This window comes from bacterium (assembly GCA_016703265.1).
Taxonomy (GTDB): domain Bacteria; phylum Krumholzibacteriota; class Krumholzibacteriia; order LZORAL124-64-63; family LZORAL124-64-63; genus CAINDZ01.
Genome location: JADJCK010000003.1, coordinates 480,450 through 503,792 on the forward strand (window position 1 = coordinate 480,450; position 23,343 = coordinate 503,792).

Consider the following 23,343-nt stretch of genomic DNA (forward strand, 5'->3'; position numbering starts at 1 on the left):
AGATCAGGATGTGCACAGTCGGTCGCTTGATTGACAAGGCATTATCGACCCTGACGGGCCGGGTTGACCCGAGGTCCGCCGTTGTGGGACAATCATGAAGGGTCGGGCGAACCGGGAGCAGGGATGTCATGCGCGTTTCGCAAGCACTCGTCGCGGGCATCTGCCTGATGGCCGTGGCCGGCGCCGCCAGTGCCGGCGAATTGTTCGAGTCGACCGGCAAGTCCCCGACCCGGAAGGCTTCTGACCCGGGCCTTGTGGCCACTCAGGGTCTGCTCGACTGCACCGGCGCCATCGAGATCGACCTCGGCACCAGTCCGTGGGTCTATACCGGCAGCAACGTCGGCGCCGCCAACAACGTGACCAGCTACGGCTGCAGCGCCTGGAACGAAGGCGGCGGCGAGGTCGTCTTCCACGTCAGCTTCCCGGCCAATGTCACCTGGTCCGCCGTTCTGAGCGGCCTGACGGCCGACCTGGACCTGGCCGTGCTGGACAGGTGCGACGAATCCCTGGGCTGCCTGATCGTGGTGGATAATGAAGTGCGCCTGGCGGCGCCTTATCCCGGCGAGATCTACTTCGTGGTGGACGGCTACGAGGGCGCCGCCGGCTCGTTCACGCTGACCGTTGAGACCACCCCCTACTTCGTCCCACCGGCGATCTGCGACCTGATCCACGACGTGACCGGCACCTTCTTCACGGGCAACACCTGCGACGGCTACAACAACATCACGACGAGCGACTGCGGTTCCTACCCCGAGAGGGGCCGGGAGCACTACTACGAAATCCAGGTCCCGGCGGGGTGCACCTTCACCGCCAGCGCCGCCTTCGACTTCGAGGACGGGGCAATGTGGCTGCTCGACTCCTGCGCGGACGGCTACGCCTGCCTGGGCTACGCCGACATCACCTACGAAGGCGAACCTGAGGTCGTGATCTACAACAACGACACTCCAGCGCCACAGTCGTTGATCCTGGTCGTGGATTCCTACGGGACCAATTCCTGCGGCGCCTATCAGCTCGAATTCATCTCCGACTGCGCCGTCGCGACCGAGACCGCCTCGTTCGGCGACGTCAAGGCACTGTTTCGATAGGCGTGCCTCCCGGTATGCGAGAGCCAATGGACAGGGAACAAATCCTGCCTCCTGATTGTTGAGATGGGATCCTGTCGTCCCACGCCTTGCCGTTCGTCTTTCGGCCCTCCACCCGAACCCGAAAGCCCACGATGTACCGACCCGCGTTCCTCGCGTGCACCCACCTCTTCGGCGCACTCCTCTTCACGCACACACCCCCCGCTTTCGCCCAGTCCGCGCCGGTCACCATCAGCAACTGGGCGCGCGAAACCATCGAGCTCCCCCCGGACTTCGCCCCCGACATGCCCTCCGGCGTTGAAGACCTCCGCTTTCCCCCCGGCTGGAGAGATCCCGTCTCCGCCAACTTCTGGTCCTACGCCATCGTCCTGCGCCTCGACGAACCCACGCCCACCACGGCGCGTCTCGAAGAACTGACCGACATCTACTACACCGGGCTCATGAGCGCCTTCGGCGTCGGCCAGAACCCGGAATCTCCGCCCAACGATGTCGATGTCGACCTCGAACAATCCACCGACGGCGGGCTTCGGGGCACCATGCGGCTCGTCGACGGCTTCGCCACTTTCAAACCCATCCTCATCAATCTCAAGGCCGACACCCGCGCCGACTCCGACGCCGAGTCGACGATCGAGTTCCGCGCGAGCCCCCAGCCTGACGCCCACGGTGTCTGGTCCGACCTCCAGGTCGCCATCGACGACATCCATGCCGAACAGCGCAACCAGCGCCTCGCACTCCTCGCACGCTTCCCCCATGGCGAGTGGCGCACGACACCGGCCAACGGCGTTCAACAACGCGATGTCTGGACCTGGGGACCATCCAGGCACGCGCTGACCTCCATCACGTCCAACAGCCAGGCCACGTCCCAATCCATTTTCGGTGGCTTCCGGGTCATCTATCACCACCCCTGGCGCGATGAACTCACCGTGCTCGCGCTCTCCGGACCCGATCTCATCCAGACCGGCACGCTCACCCGACTGGAAGGTCTTGACCTTCGCTTCGACATGATTCTCTTCTACGATCAGGAGAAGATTGCGTGGGCGGCCGAACCCAGACGGGCGATCTCATCCGTCTGGACCTTCGACACCCCAACCAGCTACACCAGCCACTGGATCGAAGATCAGGGACAACCCGTCGACCCCTCCGTGACCGCTTGGGTCTATAACAGGCACGATGATGTCACACCCCTCCCGCCGAGCGCAGCCGAACCGCCGGAACACATCACGCACCTTAATGGCTTCCTTCCCTTCCTGGAGACCGAGTGGAAGACCGATGCCACGCGCACCAGTCTCGCCTGGATCCCCTACAACGAAGCGATCCTGATGCGCACCATCGACACGCGCACCAACGAGCCCGTCACCGAGACGATCTTCTATCCTCATCCGCACACCGGGATCATCCACACCCTCACCATCCACGAGTCCGGAGCCATCGACGAAGGTACCGCCAGCGCCGACGGCGAAGCGATCCGGATCTACGCTGAGCGCGCTGACGACGCCGCCACGACGCGCATCGAACAGCGCATCGAGCGCCTCGGCGCCGAGGGCATGCGACTTCAGACGTGGACCATCAACGGCGCCGAACGTACCCGCATTGCCGATACGACACATCGGGCCGCAACCGACTGATCTTCTGATCTGGGAGGATTGTGGCGGGACCGGCGATCGGCCGGAACAGGGGCGGCCGCCGGCCGGAAAGCCGGCGGCCGCGCTACCATGCGCTCAGTTCAGCAGTTCGACGGTGCACTCCACCCGGAAGCGGAAGTCGGCGCCGTAGATCATGATGTTCTGGCTCCCCAGCATGGACGAGCCGAAGATGCTCATCGTCCCCCACTCCTGCTCGTTGCCGCTCGCCCAGTCGAAGTCCCGGGCGAAGGCCTTCAACTCGATCTTCGCGTAGTTGAAGTCGAAGCCCTCGGTGTTGAAGGTCAGGTCGACCGAGGTCCCGGCGGTGAAGATCGAGCCGGCCGCCATCTCGTAGTAGTCCGGCGTCGACCAGTAGTGCACGGCCTGGTCGACGGGATTGATCTGCACCCCGGCGTCGCCGCCGCTGGTCCGGTTGAAGGCGTTGCAGTAGACGGCAAAGATGTCCATGTCGACATCGGCGTCGTAGAACGGGTCGTCGTCGTCGGACCACTCGCAGATGTACCGGTTCACGGTCACCCGCACGCCCTGCCGGATCTTCAGCGGGCGCACGATGGTGTACTGCGACGTCAGCGAGATCATCGCCAGCGTGTTGTCCCGCAGGTGGCGGAACTTGTAGAGGATGGGCACGCCGGGCGACGTGGCCGAGAACTCGGTGCTGGCCGAGATGATGCTCATGAAGCCGTCGAATCCGGTCAGCTCCTCGATGCCGCTGGTCGAGCCGCCGTAGACGATGATGCGGATCGAGGACGAACGCATGACCTGCTCGGCCGTGTAGCCGAAGCCGAGGTCGACGTCGACGACACCGTCGTAGGAGGCTTCCAGCGCCAGTTCCATCTGGCTCATCGAGAAGTCGCTCTCGATGCACATGATGGCCATGAGTCCGTACTTGACGCCGGCGACGTAGAGCGGCTGCGAGCCGGCCGGGAACGCCGCGCGGATCTCCTCCTCGGTCATGTCCTCGCCGAGGACCGCCCTCGGGGACGACGGCGTGTTCATGTCGACCGAGTAGTAGATCTGCGTGTACTTGGCCATGATCTTCGTGGAGCTCGACGACGTGTTCCAGTCGAAGCTGGTGCTCAGGTCACCGGCGCCGTAGGAGATGTCGGCGTCCACGAAGAGGCTCATCTGCGAGGCGCTGTGCACCTGCCGGTACGAGAAGTCGACCTGCGCCGGCGCGCTCGTGTTGGTCGCCAGCGCGCGCCCGAACAGGTTCGAGATCCCCTGGCGCACGGAGGCGAGCTCCGGGGCGTCGACGACCTCGTCCAGGTCGAGACCGCTGCCGGCGCCCTCGAGCGAGCTCGACAGCGTGATCGGCGCCCGCGGTACGACGATCGGCGAGTAGACGTAGCTGTAGGCCAGGTCTCCCCGGACCAGGCTGCCGGGATAGATCACGTCGTCGTTGAGCCCCAGGCAGGTGATGTTCTCGAGATTCTCGATGGCGTCGTGGTGCTCGTAGGTGTAGCGATAGTCGCCGTCGACCTCGCTGTCGGACGTGATGTCGTCGCGGGCGTCGCCCAGCGTCGGGACGGTGCCTGCGGTGGCGAGGATGGCGTCGATGGTGGACTGGGGCACGGGGTCGGGCCCGGCCGGGTCGTCGCTCGAGCAGGCGGGCAGCAGCAGGCCAACCGCGAACAGAATCAACCAGCGTTTCATGACAATCCCCCTCCTAATTGAATACGCCCAATCATATTGTCCTCCTGCGGCGAAATGCCGTCAAGGCCTGCCGGACGGCTCGCCGCAGTTCGGGCATCTCGGGACAATGGTCGTTATGTCATGATTCGCGCTTCGATGTGCAGATAGTCGTACCATTGCGCAGATACTGCGGGCACGAGCGCCACACCTCCACAACCGCCCGGCGCGCTTCATCGGGAATGGAGCGGCCGGCGGTCGTGTGCTAGCATCGACCGATCGCCCATCGCCATGCCAGCTGTCATGTCACCGACGCGAAGGGATCATCGTGTCTGCTCGGGACCTCTTCCGGCTCGTCATGCTTGCGTTTGCCACCACCTTCTGTGTGTCGCCGTCCGCGGGATCCGAGATCGGCCGGACCGCGGAAGCCACGCTGGACAACGGCCTGCGCGTGCTGGTGCGGGCCATGCCCGCCGAGCCGCTGGTCTCGATCGAAATGTTCTACGCGGCGGGCTCGGCTGCCGAGCCCGATTCCCTGGCCGGATTGGCCCACCTGGCCGAGCATCTCCTTTTCCAGGGAGACAAGGACGCCGGCGGGCATTGGCTGTGTCGACGGCAGGCCCTGCTGGCCCTTCATGCGAATGCCTCGACATCGCCTCCGGTCATGACCTTCGAATCTCAATGCCTGCCGGCCTTCCTGCCCCTGCTTCTGGAACTCGAAGCCGAACGCATGCGCGGTATCCACCCCGACAGCCTGGTCTTCGAGCGCGAACGTAGCGTGGTGCTGGAGGAGGCCGCCTACCGCGGTTGGCGCGAGACTTCGCCCGACATCGCCGCTTTCCAGGCCGGTTTCCCCGGCCATCCCTACGGGAGGGCCGCCATCGGCACGGCCGAGTCCATCCGGCGGATTACCCTCGCAGGCCTGGAGCAGTTCTGTGCGCGTACCATCCAGCCGGCCGCAGCCGCCCTGGTCATCGACGGCCCGATCGACCCTGTCGCCACGCTGGACCTGGTGCGCGCGCGTTTCGCCGCGATTCCGGCAGGAGCGCCGCCGGCGCCGTTGCCCGAGTATCCGGCAGCTGCGGCCAGGCTGGTCATCCTGGACGACCGCGACTACACCGGCTACCGGGTCAATGTGTCGGTGCGGGTGCCGATCACGACCATGCGTGATCTGGCGCTGGTCGATCTGGCGGTCGCGTTCCTGAATGAAGAGACCCTTGGTGCGAACCTGACGCTTATCCCGGGGGCGGCCGTGGTCGCGTTCCCCTGGCGGGGACCCTACTACGAGCCGAAGGCCCGGTTCGACTACCTGGAGGAACTGTTCGACGCGGACCGGGATGTCCAGAATTCTCTCGGCTGGTTCTGGGAGCGCCTCGACCAGGCGGCACGTGCGTTGACTTCGTCGTCCCGGAGCGGGGAGATGAAGGAGTGGCTGGCTGACGCCACGGCCAGGCGAGTCGACAACGTGATGCCACCGAAGATGGCGGGAACGGGGCTGCTCGCCGGCCTGGCGACACCGTCGCCGCTGGAGTACGCGGAACTGGTTGCCGGAATCGGCCTGGCGGACCTGCGCGCGTTCATCGGGCGTCATCTTGTTGTTGAGAACTCCGCGATCGCAGTCGGACACGGCAGTGATTCGCGACGGATAGCGCGACAGCAGCTGGCCGGCCGGGTCGTGCCTGATCACGGTATCGACGCCGCCGATCCGTTGGGCGATCTGACCGCTTCCGAGATCGAGCCCGTGCTGCGCGCCTGCGGCGACGCCGACATTCTCTCTCTGGGGTTGCTTAAGCTGGACAACGGCATCCCGGTCGTCTGCCGCCACGCTCCTGGCGACACCGAATGGCAGTTGACCGGCTGGCGACGCGGCGAACCGGTAGCGGCCGCGCGGCCGGGCAAACGACCCGGCATCTGCTATCTCTACGACCGCACGGCCGCCTTCGACCCGGCGCCAACAGCCGAGGGACGCCGGCCGAAGCCCTGGGCCTTCGGCGCCACCTTCTCCCTGGCGGCCGACGGGCTTTACCGCTTCGCCGCCGCCGGTCCGCGCGACGAAGCTGCCTCCATCGCCACGTCGCTGGCGGCCCGGCTCGAGCGCGACGACTTCAACATCTCTGCCTGGACCGCGAGCCTCAGATTCGGTCCCGGCAACCTGCTCAGCCGCAGCCGGGACGCCGGGCGGCGCGCCTCCGCCTGGCGCTGGGCGCGGATCATCGGTGCTGACCATCCGGCCGTGGGCGAATGGCAGCCCGAGACTGCGGCACTGGACGGCATCGTCTACAAGGATCTCCAGAAGGTGCACCGCCGGGCAACCCGCCCTTCCGGCGACCTGACGCTTCTGGCATATGGCGGCGTGCATCCCGATGCAGTGCGGGCCGTGCTGCAGACTTCGTTCGGCTCCGGAGGCGACCACGAGCCGCGGAAGGTCGGTGCGCCGCCGGCCGGCCCCGACGCCATCACCGGCGCCATCTTCCCATCACCCGACGACCGCGATGTGACACTGACCTTGTCGTTCGCCGCCGTGAAACCGGAACCGGCCGCGGCGCAGCCCGGTCTGGCCCTCATGCTGCTTTCGGAACTATACGAGACGGCGCTCGACGCGCGACTGCGCCAGCGCGAGGGCTGGACCTACCACGTTTCTTGCCGGATCCACGAGGTTTCGGGATGGGGCCTGCCCGAGATCCAGGTCACCTGCCAACCGGGACAGGCGCCCGCGGTCCTGTCGGCCTTGCGTGAAGAACTGGTGAACGTGGCCGAGCGGGGCTTCGCCGAGGATCTGATCGCGCGGGCACGGCTGCGCCTGGTCTGTGACCTGTTGCGTTCGGCGGGCGACCCGCAGCTGTTGAGCGGGTGGGTGGGAATCGTGTCGGCATTCGGCCCCGTGCCCGCGGATCCCGTCGGCGCCGCGCTGGCGCTTGATCCGGAGGCTCCCGGCTTCGAGCCCGTGCGCCTCTTTCCGCCGGACCGCTTCGCGTTCAGCGCGACCGGGGCGATCCTCGAGGACGACCTTGGGCTGTTCGCATTCTGAGTTCGCCCGGATCGCATCGGTTGCGGGGGTACGGTGGCCGAGCCGGACGCAGCCGGGCGGGCATTCGCGCCGGCGCAAGGCGTCGCCGCTGGCGATCCGGCACCGGGAACAGTACACTCGCCTGGACCGAACGGCCGGCGCCGCCTCCTGGACCCGACGGGAAGGATGACCGTTGCGACTCCTGCTCACAAGGGCCGGGAGCGGCCTGGCGCTGCTCGTCATGGGCACGTGCGCGCTGCTCTTCCTCGCCAACATCTGGCGCGAGCCGTTCCACCTGCAGTGGGACTTCCACACTTACTACTACGCCTCGGCGGCCCAGGCCGCCGGCCTGGACCCCTACGACCCCGCCAGCATCTCCCAGGTCTCCAACAAGCGGTGGACGCCGGCCTTCCTCTACCCGCCGCTGACGCTGCACCTGTTCTCCGTCTTTCGCACCCTGGACTATCCGGTCGCGGCCCGGGTCTGGCTGGTGCTCAAGCTGGTCCTGGCCGGCGTCTTGGTGCTCCAGTGGCACCGCCTCTTCACGCGCCTGGCACCGTTCGCCGTTTTCGCCGTCTTCCTGTGCTTCGCGCTGGGCGCCACCTTCGCCTGGGACCTGAAGGCGGGAAACATCTCGATCGTCGAGCAATTCCTGCTGTGGACGGCCTTCGGTTGCCTGCTGCGGGACCGCCCCCGGGCGTTCTGCGTGCTGCTGCTGGCGGCCTCGCTCTTCAAGCTGTCGTTCCTGGCGTTCCTGCCTTTGCTGCTGCTGTTCGACCAGAAGCGGAAGTGGCTGTGCCTGGGCGTCACGACGACGGCCATGGCGGTCTACCTGCTGGCCAACCACCTGGCGGCGCCGGATCAGTTTGCCCAATACGTGCGCCAGGCAATCCGGATGAACGATCTGGGCAGCCGGTACAACTCCGGGCTGCTGGCCTTCCTCAAGGACGCTGCCGATGGCGGACCGGGCGCCGTGCCGCTTCTCGGCTACGTGGCGATCGTGGCGCTCAGCGTGCCCCTGGCCGTGCGCCGCCTGGGCCCCGCCCTCCCCACGCTGATCGCGGATCGCCCCCTGGCGATCTGCCTGGCCTGCGCGATCTACGCGGCATTCATGCCACGGATGAAGAGCTATTCTTACATCATCCTGGTGCTGCCGTCCTTCCTGGTGGTCATGCGCTCGATTCGTCCGCGGCCCCTGGCGCTGTCGATGTCGATGCTGGCGTTGCTCGCGTTGCCGATCCGCGCACCGTTCGCCCTGTCGGTGTGGGCTCCGTTCGCGGCCGGCACGCCCGGCGCGCTGGTCAAGGACTACTGGCTGCTGGGGCTGGCCTGGCTCGTGCTTGCGCTGCTGCTGCGACACGTTCGCAGCACCCCCGCGCCCGCCTGAGGGCGTGATCGCGGACATGTACTCGTCACGCTTAGCCGCTGTGGCCGGCCAGGTCGTGAGGGTGGCGCGCACCATCTCATGCGGCAGTGGGACTGGCGGGCACCTGCGCCGGCGCAATGGTGGCGGCGCCGATAGACTCTTGCCGGCGCCGACAGACTCTTGCCGGCGCAAATCCGTAGTCACGGGTGCGCCGAACAGGTAGCCTGACGAAAGACGTGGTACGATCATCGGGGGCAGGTCATGCCCATGACGCAGCAGTCCGCAACGGAAGGCGCAGTTCTTGAGCGAGAGGATCTTCATCGGCACCGACAGCGGCGCCACCACCACCAAATTCTGCGCGGTCACCGAGAACGGCGAGACGGTCTCCCCCCGCGTGCTACAGCGACCGACGAACGCGGAGGCCGGCCGCGAGGCGGTCATCGGCGGCTGGATCGCGGGCATCGGCGAATTCCTCGCGCAGAACGACCTGCAGTGGGCGCAGGTTCACGGCGTGGGACTGGCGATCCCGGGCCCCTACGAGCGCTACGGCGTTTGGGGGAAATCGCCCAACCTCCCCGAGCATTTCTGCGGCTGGGATGTGCACCAGGATTTCAGCGCGGCGCTGGCCGAACCGATCGGCCGCCACATCCCGCTGTCGGTCGGCAATGACGGCAACTACGGCGGCGTGGCCGAGGCGCAGCTGGCGCGCGGCAGGACCCGCGCCTCGGTGGCGATGCTCATGCCCGGCTCCGGGCTCGGGGCGGCGTTCGTCGGCGCCGACGGTCTCTGCCTCGATGGCGACACGCTGGCCGGCATGGAAGCCGGCCACATGCCCGTGCCGCTGCAGCTGCTGGGCCTGACCGGCAAACCCCTCGCCTGCGGCTGCGGCCGCGACTGGGGCTGCGTCGAGGCCTACACCACCATTTCCGGCCTGGGTCAACTGCTGGCGATCTTCAGCCGGCGCCACCCGGATCATGAACTCGCCGGGTCGGCTGCCCCCCTCAAGGACCAGGTGCTTTCGCTCCGCAGCCGCGCGCAGGAGGGCGATGCGCTGGCGCTGGAGATCTTCGATTTCCAGGCCAAGGTCATGGGCATTCACGTCGCCAACCTGGCCATGGCCCTGGATCCGGGCATCTTCATCATCGGCGGCGGGTTGATGGACCACGAGGCCACGACGCCGGCATTCCGCGAGCGGTACCTGAATCTCATCGAGCAGGCGGCCCGGCCCTATCTCTGGCCGCAACAGCGCGACACGCTGAAGATCGTGCCGGCGACCCTGGGCGAGCTTTCGCAGGCCATCGGCGCGGCTTTGGTGGCGCTGTATCGCAGCCGGACGATGGCTTGAGCGTTCCTGCTCGGGCAAGCTGCACAGGCGCGACACGCCTCCGCTTCATCTGCACCGGGGATCACGCCCAGCCGTCCGCCTGCCCCGCCGTCTGGTCTATCTCAGGCCGGTCCGTGGTCGCGACCGTCTGGTCGAACCCGAATGTCGCTTGCGAGCTCCCGCCAGAGTCGGGGGGCCTGCTCGACCATGTACAGGGGCAATGACAGCAGCGTGAACTCGATGACGTCGTCGCCGTGTGAACGCGCGTGTGACACGTGCTGCATTTGCGGAGGATTCGTGTCGAAGCGCAGGGCCCGATCGAAATGCCGCGCCGATACCAGTTCCAGCAGCGACTTCAGCGATCCGCTCTTGCCGGCCTTCACCTCGATGGGCGCCACGTCCGAGCCGAACTGCTGCACGAAGTCGACTTCGGCGTTGTTGGTGCGGCCTTCCCGCAGCCAGTAGGTAGGCGTGAAGGCGCGGTTGTCAGGCGCGAGCAGGGGCAGGTGCTGGGCGATGAACTGCTCGGCCATGGCGCCTTCGTTGACGAAGCGTGCGTCGGCCACCTGCTCCGGCGTCAGGCGGTCGAGGCCGCAGGACGCATTCACTAGGCCAACGTCCAGGAAGTAGGTCTTGAAGGCCGACCCTTTGAGGGTTGCCCCGAGAGGGAGGCCTGTCGCATCGGTGTGGGTCACGCGCCGGACGACCCGCGCCATGACCAGCAGTTCGAGGGCCCGCTTGACGTCCCGCGTTCTGGCATCCGAGTCCACGCGGGAGTACTTGAACTTGTCGCCGACGGCGCCCGGAACGAAACCGTAGACGCGGCGCAGTTGGGCGATCTCGGAGCGGGTGCCGTACTTGGCGAAGTCGTCGCGATAGGTCTCGAGGATCGAAGCGTGGACGAAGCCCGCGTCCGCGAACGATCCCGTCTCGGCGAAGACACGGGCGGCTTCCGGCATGCCTCCCACCAGCATGTAGTCGCGAAGCCTCCCGAGAAGCCGCTTGTGGGCAGTCCCCGGGAAGTCGTCGACGATCTTGTGCGTTCGCAGCAGATCCAGTAGCGACGTCTCGTCGAGCGCCTCGAGGAATTCCTCGAATCCCATGGGCTCCAGGAACAGGTATTCGATGCGACCCTCGGGCATGGAGAAGGCGTGGTCCGCGAGGACGAACTCAAGCAGCGAACCGGCGGCGATGATCGGCAGCTCGGGCCGGTCCTCGTGCAGGGAGCGGAGGGCCGGAATGGCGGAGGGCGCGGCCTGGATCTCGTCCAGGAACAGAAGAGACGCGTGATCGTCGATGGGGCCCTTGTCGATCAGGTATTCCAGCTCCGACAGGATCCGCGAGGTATCCCGCGACGCAAAGATCGCGTCCAGTTCCGGGTGCCGTTCGAGATCGACTTCGTGCAGCTTCCGCCCCGAACGCTGGGCGAAGAGACGGACGAGCGTGGACTTGCCCACTTGGCGCGTACCCCGGATGAGCAAGGGTTTTCGATGCGACGCTTCAACCCAAGACTCAAGCCTTTTCATGGCATGGCGTTGCATGATTTTTCCCCAATCCTGAAGTGGTTGTATTGGCCAAAATATGGGTATATTTTTGACTCGTCAAGGCTATTTTATGCGTATGTTTTGTTCAATTCACTTGCGCCGGCGCAAGTGCCCGCACTACCGCAAAAGCAGCATCTTGCCCTGATCCAACGCGGCGCCAACGTGCAGCCGCACCAGATACACTCCTGACGCCGCCGCACGCCCCGCCGTGTCCCGGCCGTCCCAGGTCAGCGACTGCGTCCCGGCTCGAAACGTCGGTCGGCCAGCACGGCCACCAGGCGGCCGGCGGCGTCGTGCACCGTGACCACCGCGTGCGCCGCGGCCGGCAGGGTGAAGTCCACGCGCGTGCCGGGGTTGAACGGGTTGGGGACACAGCCGACCAGGCGCGGGCCGACGGCAGAAGGCGGCACCGTGAACCCGGTCGTCGCCAGCGCGACCCAGGCGCCGGGGCTGTCCTCGCGCTCGAGCACGTACGAGACAACCGTGCCGGGCGATGGCGTCACGTCGTCGCGCGCCTCGAAGTGGCCGTTGCCCAGGAAGCGGCTGGCCAGGATGCGGTCGCCGGCTGTCGAGCGTGCGACGACGCGGAAAGACGAAGATGCTCCGTTCGCCGTCCAGTGCAGGCGCACGGAAGCGCCATCGATGGCGGCCGCGAACGCCGCAACCTCGACGCCCACGGTGGCAGGGCAATGGCGCGGCGTCACCAGGAAGCCGTTCGGTTCGTATCCAACCACGACACGGTCGCCGACCAGGGCCACGCACTGCGACCACCTGTCCAGACTCTCGGCGGCGGTGACGAGCCCCACCGAGTAAGGAGCCACGGGATCGACGAAGTCCAGCACTTCGAAGCCGTAGTCCGTGCCGGCCATGTAGACAACGTCGGCGTCGGATGCCCAGCCTCCGCCCCCATATGGGGACACGGCAAGCATATCCACGCCGGCGCCGTTGTCGGCGTAGATGACCGTAGCCGCCGGGTGAATGAAGTAGAGAAGGCCGTCGCGCGCGACGAGCTCGAGGTCCATCGTCCAGGGCCCGGCCGTCGTCCAGCGTGACACCGGGTGCGTCGGATCGGAGAGGTCGACGGACTGGATCTGTTCGCTCGCGCCGAGGTAGGCGACATCGCCGTCGACCGCGACGCGCCAGGCCGGGATCCCGATCGGCAGCGAACCGATGACCAAGGGGACGGGCGCACCGTCCGGATCGACCACCCACAGCGGCCCGCCCTCGGCCAGGGCCACGACACCACCGCCACCGGGCACGACATCCACTGCTTCCGGGATGCCGGACACGGCGCCGAGGGCCAGCGGCGCCCGCGGATCGGTGATGTCGAACGCGACGAGCCCGCCGCTGCCGCAGGCAACCAGCGCGCGATTGCCGACGGCCGCAATGCGCTGCGGCGAGCCCGGCAATGGCAGCGAGGCGGTGATCGCGCCGGCGGCGCCGAGGTCCACGGCGCGCAGATCGCTGCCGACCAGCATGAGGGCTACGTCAGGATCGGCCGTGGCGCACACCGCGGCGACCGGGGCCTCTGTGTCATGCCACTCGTAACCGGGGAAGACCTCCGTCGGGGAGATATCGAGAACGCGCAGAGACTCGGCACGACTTCCGAGATAGGCGAATCCGTCGCTGATGACGACTTCGGTCAGCCGCGGCGTCGGGACCTTGCTGCCGAGGGCGACCGGCGCCGAAGGGTCCGACACATCCAGGACCATCATGCCATGGGGGTAGGATTCGCCGCCGACGAGAGCCAGCGAGCCGCTGACAGCGATGCTCCCGCACTCGAACCCCTCGGGGTTCCAGGTGGAGAGCACCGTGGGCGTCGACGGATCCGTCCAGTCGACGATGAGCAGTTCGCCGCCCCCGCACGGCAGGTAGACCGTGTCCCCGACAACCGTCAGGGCCACGGGATAGTGGCCGATCGTCCGGGGATCCCAGGTTCCGAGAACCGTGGGCTGGTCGGGGTCGGTGATATCCTTGACGACCAGTCCTATGCCACCGGTGGCATACAGGCGGTTTCCGCTGACGACGCAGCGATACGCCGCCATGCCGGCCAGCGTGCGCACCACGCGCGGCGCGGAAGGGTCGCTCACGTCGACGATATCCAGCGGATCATCGACGACGCCGTCGTCGCCGCGCGAGACGTAGGCGCGCGAACCGATCACGACGATATCAGCGATCCAGGAGGCCGTCGGCAGGAACGCGACCTGGCGGGGGGCGGCCGGATCGGAGACGTCGAAGATCACGACGCCGTTGTCGAACGCGATGTAGACATGCCCGTCGGCCAGGGCGAAGGCATCGCTCGAAGAGTCGTGGTACATGCGCCCGGGCAGCAGGACCGGTCGGCTGGGATCGCTGACGTCGATGACGCCGGCGTAGGAGTCGCGGTCATAGAAGTAGAGATGGTGTCCTTCGAGTTCGAGGCGCTGAGGTGCGGCGGAACCGCCTTCGACCTGCCACATATCCAGGAAGCCGGCTTCGTGCAGCCAGGCGCTGTAGTCGACGCAGGGAGGGTCGGCGGCGGCTTTTCCCGCAATCAGGCCACAGAAGAGGATGGCGACGGCAGGCAGGGCACCACGCAGGCTCATGACAGCACCTCGACACAGCTATCCGGGACCGGGATCGGCCACATGGCGTGGCCGTGACCAGGCATTTTCGCACGCGGGAGCCCGCCGGGCAATGCCGCCTTGCGCCGGCGCAAGCACTCCCCCATCAAGCCACCTCACAACTGCTCAACTCCCCAACCCACTCCCCGCAACCATTCCGCCCGCCATCGCGTATAGTGTTCCTTGTGCCCGAAACATGTTCGCCCCGGCAACCCCCGACCCGGAGTGTTCCCCGCCATGCCGCAACCCAAAGGCTGCCTCAAGTCCTGCGCGCTCGGTTGCGCCGGTTTCGCCGCGCTGCTCGTGATCGGCGGCGTGATCATCTCGACGCTGGCCTGGAAGGCGCTCAACGGGGGCGACGACAAGCTGCCGCTGGCGGACAACGCGGTTTCCACGGTGGTCGGCGCGGTGAACGAACCGATGAGCGCGCGCGCGGCGCGGCTGACCACCACGCAGGGCGGACGCGTGCGGCTGGTGCTGGGCGAGGGCGAATTCCGCCTGCGGCCCGCCGGGCCCGGCGAGGGGCTGCATGCGCGGGCCCAGTACGACTCGACGCGGCATCGCCTGACCGAACTCTTCACCGTGCTGCCCGACTCCACGTGGGAGTACCACCTCGACTGCCGCCAGGTGGGTGACAGTTCGTTCTTCAAGCAGCTGTTCGGCGGCGAGCGCAACAACGCCAAGGTGACGGTGTACCTGCCGGCCGAGGTGCCGATCGACCTCGTGCTTGAGGGACGCCGCGGCGGCTGTGAGGCCGACCTCGGCGGGTTGTGGCTGCGCACGGGCGACATCCGGTTCCACCAGGGCGGCATCGAACTCGAGTTCAGCAGCCCGCTGCGCGAACCCATGGAGAGCCTGCGCCTGCAGGCGCGCATGGGCGGCATCGCCGCGAAGCGGGTCGGCAACGCCTCGCCGCGCGCGCTTGACATCGACTGCGCCATGGGCGGCGGCGACTTCGACCTGCGCGGCGCCTGGCGCGGCGACTGCACGGCGCGCGCCACCGCGAACATGGGCGGCATCAGCATCAAGGTGCCGTCAGAGATGCGGGTCGAGGGGCACGGTGCCCTGGAGCCGACGCTGACGGGGAGCACGGCCGAGGTGCCGGCACCGGTGTTGCGGCTGTCGGCGACGGCGAAGATGGGTGAGGTGGAGGTGGTGCGGTAGACCCGGGAGCCCTTATTGCTACTGCGTTTCAGTTTCTTTATCGACAACAAGTTAACCTACAAGAGAGGTTGACTCTCCTTGCACGCGCATAGTAACGTCCTTTAACAGGTTGCGCTTGGGGCTGGGGCCCCGCCCGTCCATCGCCACAGAAAGTCGTCGATGAGCCACTCCTCGAGTGGGAGTTCAGCCGACCGGCCGGTCGCCAGCGACAAGGCCGGTGCTGACCGTGTCATCGCGCATCTCACCGAGCAGAACAATCGCTTCCTGGCGATCCTCGACGCGCATCCCGAGCGCGTCAGTGTTGTCGACCCGGGCACGCATGAGATCCTCTTCGTCAATCGCCGCTACCGCGAGTCGCTGGCGCTGGACCCGGTGGGCCAGGCCTGCTTCCGCGCGTTCCATCAATTCGACGAGCCCTGCGACTTCTGCCGCGGCAACGTGCTGGCAGCCATGCCTGGCCAGCCCATGTACTGGGAACGCCACGACGAACGCACCGGGCGCGACTACGAGATCACCGACATCCTCATCCCCTGGACCGACGGACGGCTGGTGCACTACCAGCTCTCGGCGGACTGCACCGAGCGCAAGCAGCTGCAACGCAAGCTGGAACAGAACGTGGCCGAGCTCTCGCGCTCCAACACCGAGCTCGAGCAGTTCGCCTATCTCGCCTCGCACGACCTGCAGGAGCCGCTGCGCAAGATCCAGTCGTTCGGCGACCGCCTGGCCATCGCGCTGGGCGACAAGCTCGACGACGCCAGCCGCGACAACCTCACGCGCATGCTCGATTCGGCGCGCCGCATGCAGCAGCTCATCAACGACCTGCTGACCTACTCCCGGGTCGGCATGCACGCGCACGCCTTTGCCGAGATCGACGTTGCCGCGATCGCGCAGGAGGTCGTCAGCGACCTCGAGTCGCGGCTCCAGGAGACCGGCGGCCGGGTGGAAGTCGGGCCGGTGCCCCCGTTCGAGGCGGACCCCACGCAGATCCGCATGCTGCTGCAGAACCTGGTCGGCAACAGCCTCAAGTTCCACCGGCCCGGGGTGCCGCCGCTGGTCACGATCACCGGCTCGGCGCGCGTGGGCACCGTGGTCCTGACCATCGCCGACAACGGCATCGGATTCGACGAGAAGTACAAGGATCGCGTGTTCCGCATCTTCCAGCGCCTGCATTCGCGCCAGGACTACGAGGGAACCGGGCTGGGCCTGGCCGTCTGCGAGAAGATCGCCCACCGCCACGGCGGCACCATCGATGTCGCGAGCCGCCCCGACTGCGGCACCGTCTTCACCGTGGAACTGCCGCGGCACCAGCCCGCCGGGAAGGACTGAAGCCATGCCGACCGCGCGGCCCATCTCGATCCTGTACGCCGAAGACGACGAGGAAGACCGCACCATGGTGCTGGAGGCCATGAAGGAAAGCCGGCTGGCCAACCGCATCCGCACCGTGGCCGACGGCGAGGAACTGCTCGAGTACCTGCAGCGCCGCGGGCGGCATGCGGCCCGCGAGGAAGGCCTGCCGGGGCTCATCCTCCTGGATCTCAACATGCCGCGACTGGATGGGCGCGAAGCGCTGCGCGAGATCAAGGCGGATCCGCGCCTGCGGCGCATCCCGGTCGTGGTGCTGACGACGTCGCGCGCGGAAGAGGATATCCTGCGCACCTACGACCTGGGCGTCAGCTCGTTCATCGTCAAGCCCGTCACGTTCGACGCCCTCGTCGAGACGGTGCGGACACTCGACAAGTACTGGTTCGAGATCGTCGAACTGCCGCCCCCTGTGGAGCCTCATGGTGAACACGCGTGAATTCCGCATCCTGATCGTCGAGGACGACGCCGACGACGCACACCTGGTCGCCGGACTGCTGGCCGCCGAGGAGCGACCCGGTTTCAACGTCTGCCTGCGCACCACGCTCGCGGCGGCGCTGGTCGAGATGGACAATGCCTCCCCCGACGCCGTGCTGCTGGACCTGTCGCTGCCCGACAGCGAGGGCTTCGAGGGCCTGCGCGAGATCGGGCTCCGCCATCGCCGCGTGCCGGTCGTGGTGCTTACCGGGCTCAGCGACGCCGGCGCCGGGATCGAGGCGCTCGGCCTCGGCGCCGAGGACTACCTGCTCAAGGCCGGCCTGGACCGCAACCTGCTGGTGCGTGCCCTGCGCTACGCGCAGGAGCGCAAGTCGCTGCAATGCCAGATCGAGGACCTGCGCGAGCACGAGCGCGCCGAACGGGAGCAGGCCGCCTATGCCCGCTTGCTGGCGCCTTCGCGCACCTCGGTCACAGCGCAGTTCTACGGTGCCGTCGAACTGGCCGATTCGGCGCCGCAGCTTTTCGGGGAACTGGTCCAGCGCTATGGCGAGCTGCTGGAAAGGCGCTTCTCGGACACCGTGCGCGCCGGCGAACGGGCCACCTCGCAGGACCTGCAGGTGATGTCGGAAAGCATGGGCCTGATGTACGCCGGGCCCCGGGACGTGATCCGCGTCCACCAGGATGCGCTTCGCGAGTACACCGCAATGGCCACTGACTCCGTCGCCCGCGCCATGGGCAACGAGGGCCGCCTGATGCTGGTCGAGTTGATGGGATACCTGATGGCGTGGTATCGCCGGCAGGTCACCGGGCTCAACCTCCACCCCGCCGCAGCGGACACGACGCGCGGCGACCACCCGGGAAAGGACAGCTGACCTTGCCCACACTTGTTTTCGAACTGTTCGTGACCGGCCGAACGCGGCAGTCGCAGGCCGCCATCCAGAATCTGCGTGCCTACTTCGCGGAGATTCCGGAGGTCGAGTACGAACTGACGATCGTCGACGTGCTCGAGCAGCCCGATCGGGCCGAGGAACGCCACATCCTGGCGACGCCCACCCTGATCCGCCTGCTGCCGATGCCGTCGCTGCGCATCATCGGCGACCTCTCAGCGCGCGAGATCGTCTGGCAGACGATCGGGCTGCTCAACAGCAGCGACGCTCCCGGAACCACCCGCAACCTCGAGGAACCGAACCATGACTGACGTCGCATTGGGCCTCCCCAAACTGCTCACCGGTATCCCGGGCTTCGACAGCATCACAAACGGCGGCCTGCCCCTGCACCGGACGTCGCTCCTGTCGGGCACCGCCGGCAGCGCCAAGACCGTGTTCGGCTGCCAGTTCCTCGCGTCGGGCATCGAGCAGTTCGGCCAGTCGGGTGTCTTCGTGACGTTCGAGGAGCCGCCGGTGGACATCCGGCGCAACATGCGGGGCTTCGGCTGGGACATCGAAGCCTGGGAAGCCGCAGGCAAGTGGGCCTTCGTCGACGTCTCGCCGCAACTGACGGACGACACGGTCATCGGCGGCGAATATGACCTGGGTGCGCTGCTGGCGCGGATGGAGAATGCCGTCAGGAAGGTCGGCGCGGAGCGCCTCGTCATGGACTCGCTGGGGGCCGTGTTCACCCAGATCGCCCAGTCGAAGATCGTGCGCAACGAGATGCTCCGCATCACGACCGCCCTCAAGAAGCTGGGCGTCACCTCCATCCTGACGGCCGAGCGCATCGAGGAGTTCGGCGCCATCGCCCGCTACGGCATCGAGGAGTTCGTCACCGACAACGTGGTCGTGCTGCGCAACATCCTCGACGACGAGAAGCGCCGTCGCACCATGGAGATCCTCAAGTTCCGTGGCACCGACCACCAGAAGGGCGAGTATCCGTTCACGATCCATCCGCGCGACGGCATCATCGTGCTGCCCCTGTCGGCCCTCGAGTTGAAGCAGCAGTCGACCGACCTGCGGATCACCTCGGGCAACCCGGTGCTCGACGACATGTGCGGCGGCGGCTTCTTCCGCGATTCGGTGATCCTGGTCTCGGGCGCCACCGGCACGGGCAAGACCCTGACCGTGACGCAGTTCATCAACGGCGGCGCCGCCATCGGCGAGCGCTGCCTGCTGTTCGCCTTCGAGGAAAGCCGCGAACAGCTGTTCCGCAACGCCCGCGGGTGGGGCCTCGATTTCCACGAACTGGAGAAATCGGGCTGTCTCCGCGTCATCTGCAGGTATCCCGAAGTGGCCGGCCTCGAGGACCACCTGGTGTCGATGAAGGCCGAGATCGACGAGTTCAAGCCGAACCGCGTGGCCGTCGACAGCCTTTCGGCCCTGGAGCGCGTGGGCAACAGCAAGGGCTTCCGCGAGTTCGTGATCGGATTGACGTCCTTCATCAAGCACCACGAAATGGCGGGCCTGTTCACGGCCACGACGCCGACGCTGCTCGGCGGCGCCTCGGTGACCGAGGCGCACATCTCGACGATCACCGACTCGATCCTGCTCCTGCGCTACGTGGAGATGTACGGCGTGATGCGGCGCGGCATGACCGTGCTCAAGATGCGTGGTTCGATGCATGACAAGGAGATCCGCGAGGTCTCCATCGACAGCGCCGGCATGCACATCGGCTCGCCGTTCCGCAATGTCTCGGGAATCCTGGCTGGCGTGCCGGTCCACGCCTCCGAGCGCGAGATCGCGCGTCTCAACGACCTGTTCGGCCAATGAAGACACTCGACGGCAGCCGGCGGCACGACGACCTGGACATCCTTCTCATCGACGATGACGCCGACGACCGGGTCCTCGTGCGCGACGTGCTGGCCCAGATCTGCCTCGGCGATCTCGGCCGGGGGCGCTGCCGCCTGCAGGACGCAACGTCCTTGGCCGGCGGCCTGGACCTGCTGCGCAACGCGTCGTTCGACGTGATCCTGCTCGACCTCCACCTGCCCGACGCCATCGGCCTCGAGGCCCTGCCGCAGGTGATGGCCGTGCAGTCGGTCGCGCCCGTCCTGATCCTGACGGGACTGCACGACGAAGCCACGGGCCTCGCTGCCGTGCAGAAGGGCGCCCAGGACTTCCTGGCCAAGTCGCACCTCGACGCCTCGCTGCTCAGCCGCTCCATCCGCTACGCGATCGAGCGGCACCGCATGCGACGCGAGTACTCGCTGAAGACCCGCGAACTGTCGGCAAGCGAGGATCGCCTGCAGCGCCTGATCGCCAGTTCGGCCGACGGCATCATCATCACCGACACCGACGGCATCGTCGTCTTCGCGAATCCGGCCGCCGAGGACCTGTTCAACCGGCGCCGCGCCGTCCTGATCGGCAGCCCCCTCGGGCTTCCGGTCGACGGCAGCCGCAGCGAACTGGAACTCAACCGTCCGGACGGGCGCGCCGTCACCGCCGAGATGCGCGTGGTGCCCGTCGAGTGGCTGGGTGCCCCGGCCTTCCTGGCCACGTTCCGCGACATCACCGCCCACAAGGAAACGCTGCGGCAGCTGGACGACATGCGGTTGCGCCAGTTGATGGTGCGCGACCACTTCCTCTCCCACGTTTCGCACGAGTTGCGCACGCCGCTGACCGTGGCGCAGCAGTGGGTGGCGCTGCTGAAGGACGGCCTGCTGGGCGCCGTCACCGCGGAGCAGGCCACAGCGCTCGAAACCGTGCTGCGCAACTGCCGTCACCTGGAGAAGCTGATCGAGGACCTGCTGGAGGCGCAGCGCAGCGACAGTGGCAAGCTGCGCGTGGATCCGCTGCGCATCCGCCTGCCGGCCCTGGCCGACGAGGCCGTGACCTCGGTGCGCGCCAGCCAGCGCAGCGAAACCGTGCAGTTCCGCGTCGACCTTCCCCACGACCTGCCGGACCTGCTGGCCGACCCGGGGCGGCTGCGCCAGGTGCTGGTCAACCTGCTCAACAACGCGGTGAAGTTCACGCCGGCCGGCGGGTTCATCACGGTCAGCGCGAAGGTGGATCCCCTCCTGGCGGACGAGGTCTGCATCTCGGTGCGCGACTCGGGCTGCGGCATTCCGCCCGAGGAGCAGGAGCGCATCTTCGAGCATCTCTACCAGCGCGAAATGGGTCCCGAGATCGGACGCAAGGGACTGGGGCTGGGGCTGTACATCTGTCGCCAGATCGTGAGTCAGCACGGCGGGCGCATCTGGGTGGACAGCCTGCCGGGCCAGGGCAGCAGCTTCCACTTCACGGTGCCGGTGTTCTCCTGCCGCACCCTGCTGTCGCGACTGCCGATGCCGCCCATCGGCATCGACGGTCTGTGCCTGATCGGCATCGAGGCGACCGCGGTCAACGGGGGCGTTCTCCAGGGATTCGAGGTCCGCTACCTCGATGCGGTGCGCCGGGTCATCGGCGAGTGCCTCATGCCCGATCGCGACCTGCTGCTGCCGCGCCTGATCTGCGACCAGACGGGTGAGCTCGCTTTCGTCGTCGCCGCGGCTGACGCCGCCGGTGCCGCCGTGCTGGTCGACCGCATCCGGCGCCAGCTCGAGACCGCCGGCGATGCCGGTCACGACCGACTGGATTTCCGCTTCGACGCCGCCCCGCTGGTGGTGACTGCGCGCAGCAGCAGCCAGACATCAGCCTGGCTCGACGCGGCCGGCGCCGCACTCGAGGCCGAAATCGAGCGCATGACCGCAGCGTCGGGCCGACGCCCCGGCTGCTGAGCCGCCCGGCACGTTTTTCCTACGGGGTTGCTGTATTCGCCCTAAAGTCGGATACGCGATGTCCGATCCAGTGCCGGAACGGCGGGCAAGGCCCGCCTTGCTGACTGGATCAATCGCCGCGCGCGCGCCACGCACGGCTGGCTGCGATGTCCGGCGAAAGGTCGCGTCATGAGTCGTGCGCGGATTCTCGTGGTGGATGACGACCCTGAACTGCTCGAGGCCCTGCGTCTCCGGTTGCGCTCGGGCGGGTATGAGGTTCACACGGCCGGCGACGGCGTCCAGGCCACGCGCCTGGCGCGCCGCGAACGGCCCGACCTGGTCGTGCTGGACATCGGCATGCCCGGCGGCGACGGCCACACGGTGGCCCAGCGCCTGAAGGGCGACCCGGTCACCATGTTCCTGCCGATCATCTTCCTGACCGCACGCACGAATGAGATCGACTTCGAGCGCGCCCGGCAGAATGGCGTCGACAAGTACCTCACCAAGCCGTTCCAGGTCGATGAACTGCTGCTGGCCGTGGACGAGCTGATCGAAAGGTCGACGCAGTCGGCGGCCGTCTAGCGGCCGGCTGCCTCAGTTCCGGCTCTTCTTGAAGGCCTCCACGCGGGCCGCAGTCTCGGGATCGTCGGCGATCTTGTCGTCGAGGTCGGTGATGCCGACATCGATCGCCATGACCCGCCCCGCACCCTCCTCGACGAACAGGTTCGCCCGGCCGAGGAATCGGCCCTCGAAGGCCGAAGCGAAGATGGCCGTGTCGTCGAGTATCTGCTCGGTGTCGATGTTGCGGTAGGTATGCCCGATCACGCAGATGTCCACGCCCTGCAGGTCCTTGAGCAGGTCTTCGGTGCCCTTCTCGCCCAGGTGTGCGAGCAGGATCACGGAGTCGGCCTCGCGCCGCACCACGGGCAACAGTTCGCGCAACGTCACGAGGGGATCGGCAATGGAGAACCGGGCACCGCCCCCGGTGAGCGTCTCGATGCGCTGCCGGGGATCCAGCACGCTGACGATGCCGTAGCGCACCCCATTGCGTTCGACCACCAGATACGGCGGCAGGATCAGCTCGTTCGTGGCGGCATCGCGCACGTTGGCGCTGGTAAACGGCAGCTTGTGTTTCGCAATCATCTCGCGCAGGAACTCGAGGCCGTAGTTCAGGTCCTGTTCGCCGAGCCCGATCGCGTCGAGGCCGAGCGTCCCCAGTTCCGCGCAGAGGAACTTCGTCTGCTCACGGTCGGCCTGGGTGGGGGCCCCGAAGACATCGCCGGCATCGACCTGGAGCACGGGCTTGCCCTTCTTCCAGATCCCGTCCAGGACGGTCGCCCGCCGCGCCAGCCCGCCGCGCGGATGGCCCTTGCAGCCGCACTCCTCGATCTCGCCCTTCACATCGGTCAGGTAGACGAGAACCAGTTCCTTCCAATTGCGAACCGGCTGCGGTACCGCCGTCGTGGCGGCGCCGGCGCTGTTGTCCAGCGTGGCCAGCAGGCAAAGCATGCCGATCGCGACGATGATCGGACGCGGGCAGCGACTCGAATGCATGCG

General features: G+C 67.2%; 17 protein-coding genes. 13 read left to right on the top strand and 4 right to left on the bottom strand.

The window, feature by feature from the left end:
- Positions 1-128 precede the first annotated feature (128 nt).
- Positions 129-1,085, top strand: coding sequence for a hypothetical protein (locus IPG61_06285; GenBank protein ID MBK6733686.1), 957 nt, complete (start codon positions 129-131; stop codon positions 1,083-1,085).
- 131 nt (positions 1,086-1,216) lie between these two features.
- Positions 1,217-2,707, top strand: a complete 1,491-nt coding sequence (locus IPG61_06290) for a hypothetical protein (protein MBK6733687.1) — start codon at positions 1,217-1,219, stop codon at positions 2,705-2,707.
- Between the two features lie 93 nt (positions 2,708-2,800).
- Here IPG61_06290 and IPG61_06295 read toward each other — a convergent pair whose 3' ends face one another.
- A complete protein-coding gene (locus tag IPG61_06295) occupies positions 2,801-4,378 on the bottom strand; it encodes a thiol-activated cytolysin family protein (GenBank protein MBK6733688.1) in 1,578 nt (525 codons plus the stop codon).
- 304 nt (positions 4,379-4,682) lie between these two features.
- Here IPG61_06295 and IPG61_06300 point away from each other — a divergent pair, with 304 nt between their 5' ends.
- The 3 genes from IPG61_06300 to IPG61_06310 all read left to right on the top strand — a co-directional run bounded on the left by IPG61_06300 (position 4,683) and on the right by IPG61_06310 (position 10,072).
- Positions 4,683-7,382, top strand: a complete 2,700-nt coding sequence (locus tag IPG61_06300) for an insulinase family protein (protein ID MBK6733689.1) — start codon at positions 4,683-4,685, stop codon at positions 7,380-7,382.
- 172 nt (positions 7,383-7,554) lie between these two features.
- Positions 7,555-8,748: a DUF2029 domain-containing protein gene (locus IPG61_06305; protein MBK6733690.1), complete on the top strand. Its 1,194-nt coding sequence runs from the start codon at positions 7,555-7,557 to the stop codon at positions 8,746-8,748.
- A 280-nt stretch (positions 8,749-9,028) separates the two neighbouring features.
- A complete protein-coding gene (locus tag IPG61_06310; GenBank protein ID MBK6733691.1) occupies positions 9,029-10,072 on the top strand; it encodes an ROK family protein in 1,044 nt (347 codons plus the stop codon).
- 101 nt (positions 10,073-10,173) lie between these two features.
- Here the strand turns inward: IPG61_06310 and IPG61_06315 are convergent, their stop codons facing one another.
- Entirely contained in the window at positions 10,174-11,592 is a 1,419-nt protein-coding gene (locus tag IPG61_06315; protein MBK6733692.1) for an ATP-binding protein, read from the bottom strand.
- 230 nt (positions 11,593-11,822) lie between these two features.
- On the bottom strand, positions 11,823-14,180 hold the full coding sequence (locus tag IPG61_06320) for a hypothetical protein (protein ID MBK6733693.1): 2,358 nt from the start codon (positions 14,178-14,180) through the stop codon (positions 11,823-11,825).
- A gap of 255 nt (positions 14,181-14,435) precedes the next feature.
- Between IPG61_06320 and IPG61_06325 the strand changes: the two genes are divergently transcribed.
- From IPG61_06325 to IPG61_06360, 8 genes are all read left to right on the top strand, one after another.
- Positions 14,436-15,362, top strand: coding sequence for a hypothetical protein (locus IPG61_06325; GenBank protein ID MBK6733694.1), 927 nt, complete (start codon positions 14,436-14,438; stop codon positions 15,360-15,362).
- Positions 15,363-15,521: 159 nt separating this feature from the next.
- On the top strand, positions 15,522-16,688 hold the full coding sequence (locus IPG61_06330) for a hypothetical protein (protein ID MBK6733695.1): 1,167 nt from the start codon (positions 15,522-15,524) through the stop codon (positions 16,686-16,688).
- Between the two features lie 4 nt (positions 16,689-16,692).
- Complete coding sequence (locus IPG61_06335) at positions 16,693-17,160, top strand: response regulator (protein MBK6733696.1); 468 nt, start codon at positions 16,693-16,695, stop codon at positions 17,158-17,160.
- Positions 17,147-18,031 carry a response regulator gene (locus IPG61_06340; GenBank protein MBK6733697.1) on the top strand — a complete coding sequence of 295 codons (885 nt, stop codon included), beginning with the start codon at positions 17,147-17,149 and terminating at the stop codon, positions 18,029-18,031. Before IPG61_06335 ends, IPG61_06340 begins: the two co-directional genes overlap by 14 nt.
- Before the next feature lie 2 nt (positions 18,032-18,033).
- A complete protein-coding gene (locus IPG61_06345) occupies positions 18,034-18,357 on the top strand; it encodes a circadian clock KaiB family protein (protein ID MBK6733698.1) in 324 nt (107 codons plus the stop codon).
- Complete coding sequence (gene kaiC / locus IPG61_06350; GenBank protein ID MBK6733699.1) at positions 18,350-19,861, top strand: circadian clock protein KaiC; 1,512 nt, start codon at positions 18,350-18,352, stop codon at positions 19,859-19,861. The genes IPG61_06345 and kaiC overlap by 8 nt, the downstream gene beginning before the upstream one ends.
- Complete coding sequence (locus IPG61_06355) at positions 19,858-21,807, top strand: response regulator (protein MBK6733700.1); 1,950 nt, start codon at positions 19,858-19,860, stop codon at positions 21,805-21,807. The genes kaiC and IPG61_06355 overlap by 4 nt, the downstream gene beginning before the upstream one ends.
- 168 nt (positions 21,808-21,975) lie before the next feature.
- The gene (locus IPG61_06360) at positions 21,976-22,368 is read left to right on the top strand and encodes a response regulator (protein MBK6733701.1); all 393 of its coding nucleotides are present in this window, start codon (positions 21,976-21,978) and stop codon (positions 22,366-22,368) included.
- Positions 22,369-22,380: 12 nt separating this feature from the next.
- Here the strand turns inward: IPG61_06360 and IPG61_06365 are convergent, their stop codons facing one another.
- On the bottom strand, positions 22,381-23,340 hold the full coding sequence (locus IPG61_06365) for a bifunctional metallophosphatase/5'-nucleotidase (GenBank protein MBK6733702.1): 960 nt from the start codon (positions 23,338-23,340) through the stop codon (positions 22,381-22,383).
- Positions 23,341-23,343: the final 3 nt, after the last annotated feature.

Excerpts from the sequence above, each read along its gene's own strand:
- IPG61_06285 (MBK6733686.1), top strand. The coding sequence starts at position 129 with ATGCGCGTTTCGCAAGCACTCGTCGCGGGCATCTGCCTGATGGCCGTG.
- IPG61_06290 (MBK6733687.1), top strand. The coding sequence starts at position 1,217 with ATGTACCGACCCGCGTTCCTCGCGTGCACCCACCTCTTCGGCGCACTC.
- IPG61_06295 (MBK6733688.1), bottom strand. The coding sequence starts at position 4,378 with ATGAAACGCTGGTTGATTCTGTTCGCGGTTGGCCTGCTGCTGCCCGCC.
- IPG61_06315 (MBK6733692.1), bottom strand. The coding sequence starts at position 11,592 with ATGCAACGCCATGCCATGAAAAGGCTTGAGTCTTGGGTTGAAGCGTCG.
- IPG61_06320 (MBK6733693.1), bottom strand. The coding sequence starts at position 14,180 with ATGAGCCTGCGTGGTGCCCTGCCTGCCGTCGCCATCCTCTTCTGTGGC.
- IPG61_06325 (MBK6733694.1), top strand. The coding sequence starts at position 14,436 with ATGCCGCAACCCAAAGGCTGCCTCAAGTCCTGCGCGCTCGGTTGCGCC.
- IPG61_06330 (MBK6733695.1), top strand. The coding sequence starts at position 15,522 with ATGAGCCACTCCTCGAGTGGGAGTTCAGCCGACCGGCCGGTCGCCAGC.
- IPG61_06335 (MBK6733696.1), top strand. The coding sequence starts at position 16,693 with ATGCCGACCGCGCGGCCCATCTCGATCCTGTACGCCGAAGACGACGAG.
- kaiC (MBK6733699.1), top strand. The coding sequence starts at position 18,350 with ATGACTGACGTCGCATTGGGCCTCCCCAAACTGCTCACCGGTATCCCG.
- IPG61_06355 (MBK6733700.1), top strand. The coding sequence starts at position 19,858 with ATGAAGACACTCGACGGCAGCCGGCGGCACGACGACCTGGACATCCTT.
- IPG61_06360 (MBK6733701.1), top strand. The coding sequence starts at position 21,976 with ATGAGTCGTGCGCGGATTCTCGTGGTGGATGACGACCCTGAACTGCTC.
- IPG61_06365 (MBK6733702.1), bottom strand. The coding sequence starts at position 23,340 with ATGCATTCGAGTCGCTGCCCGCGTCCGATCATCGTCGCGATCGGCATG.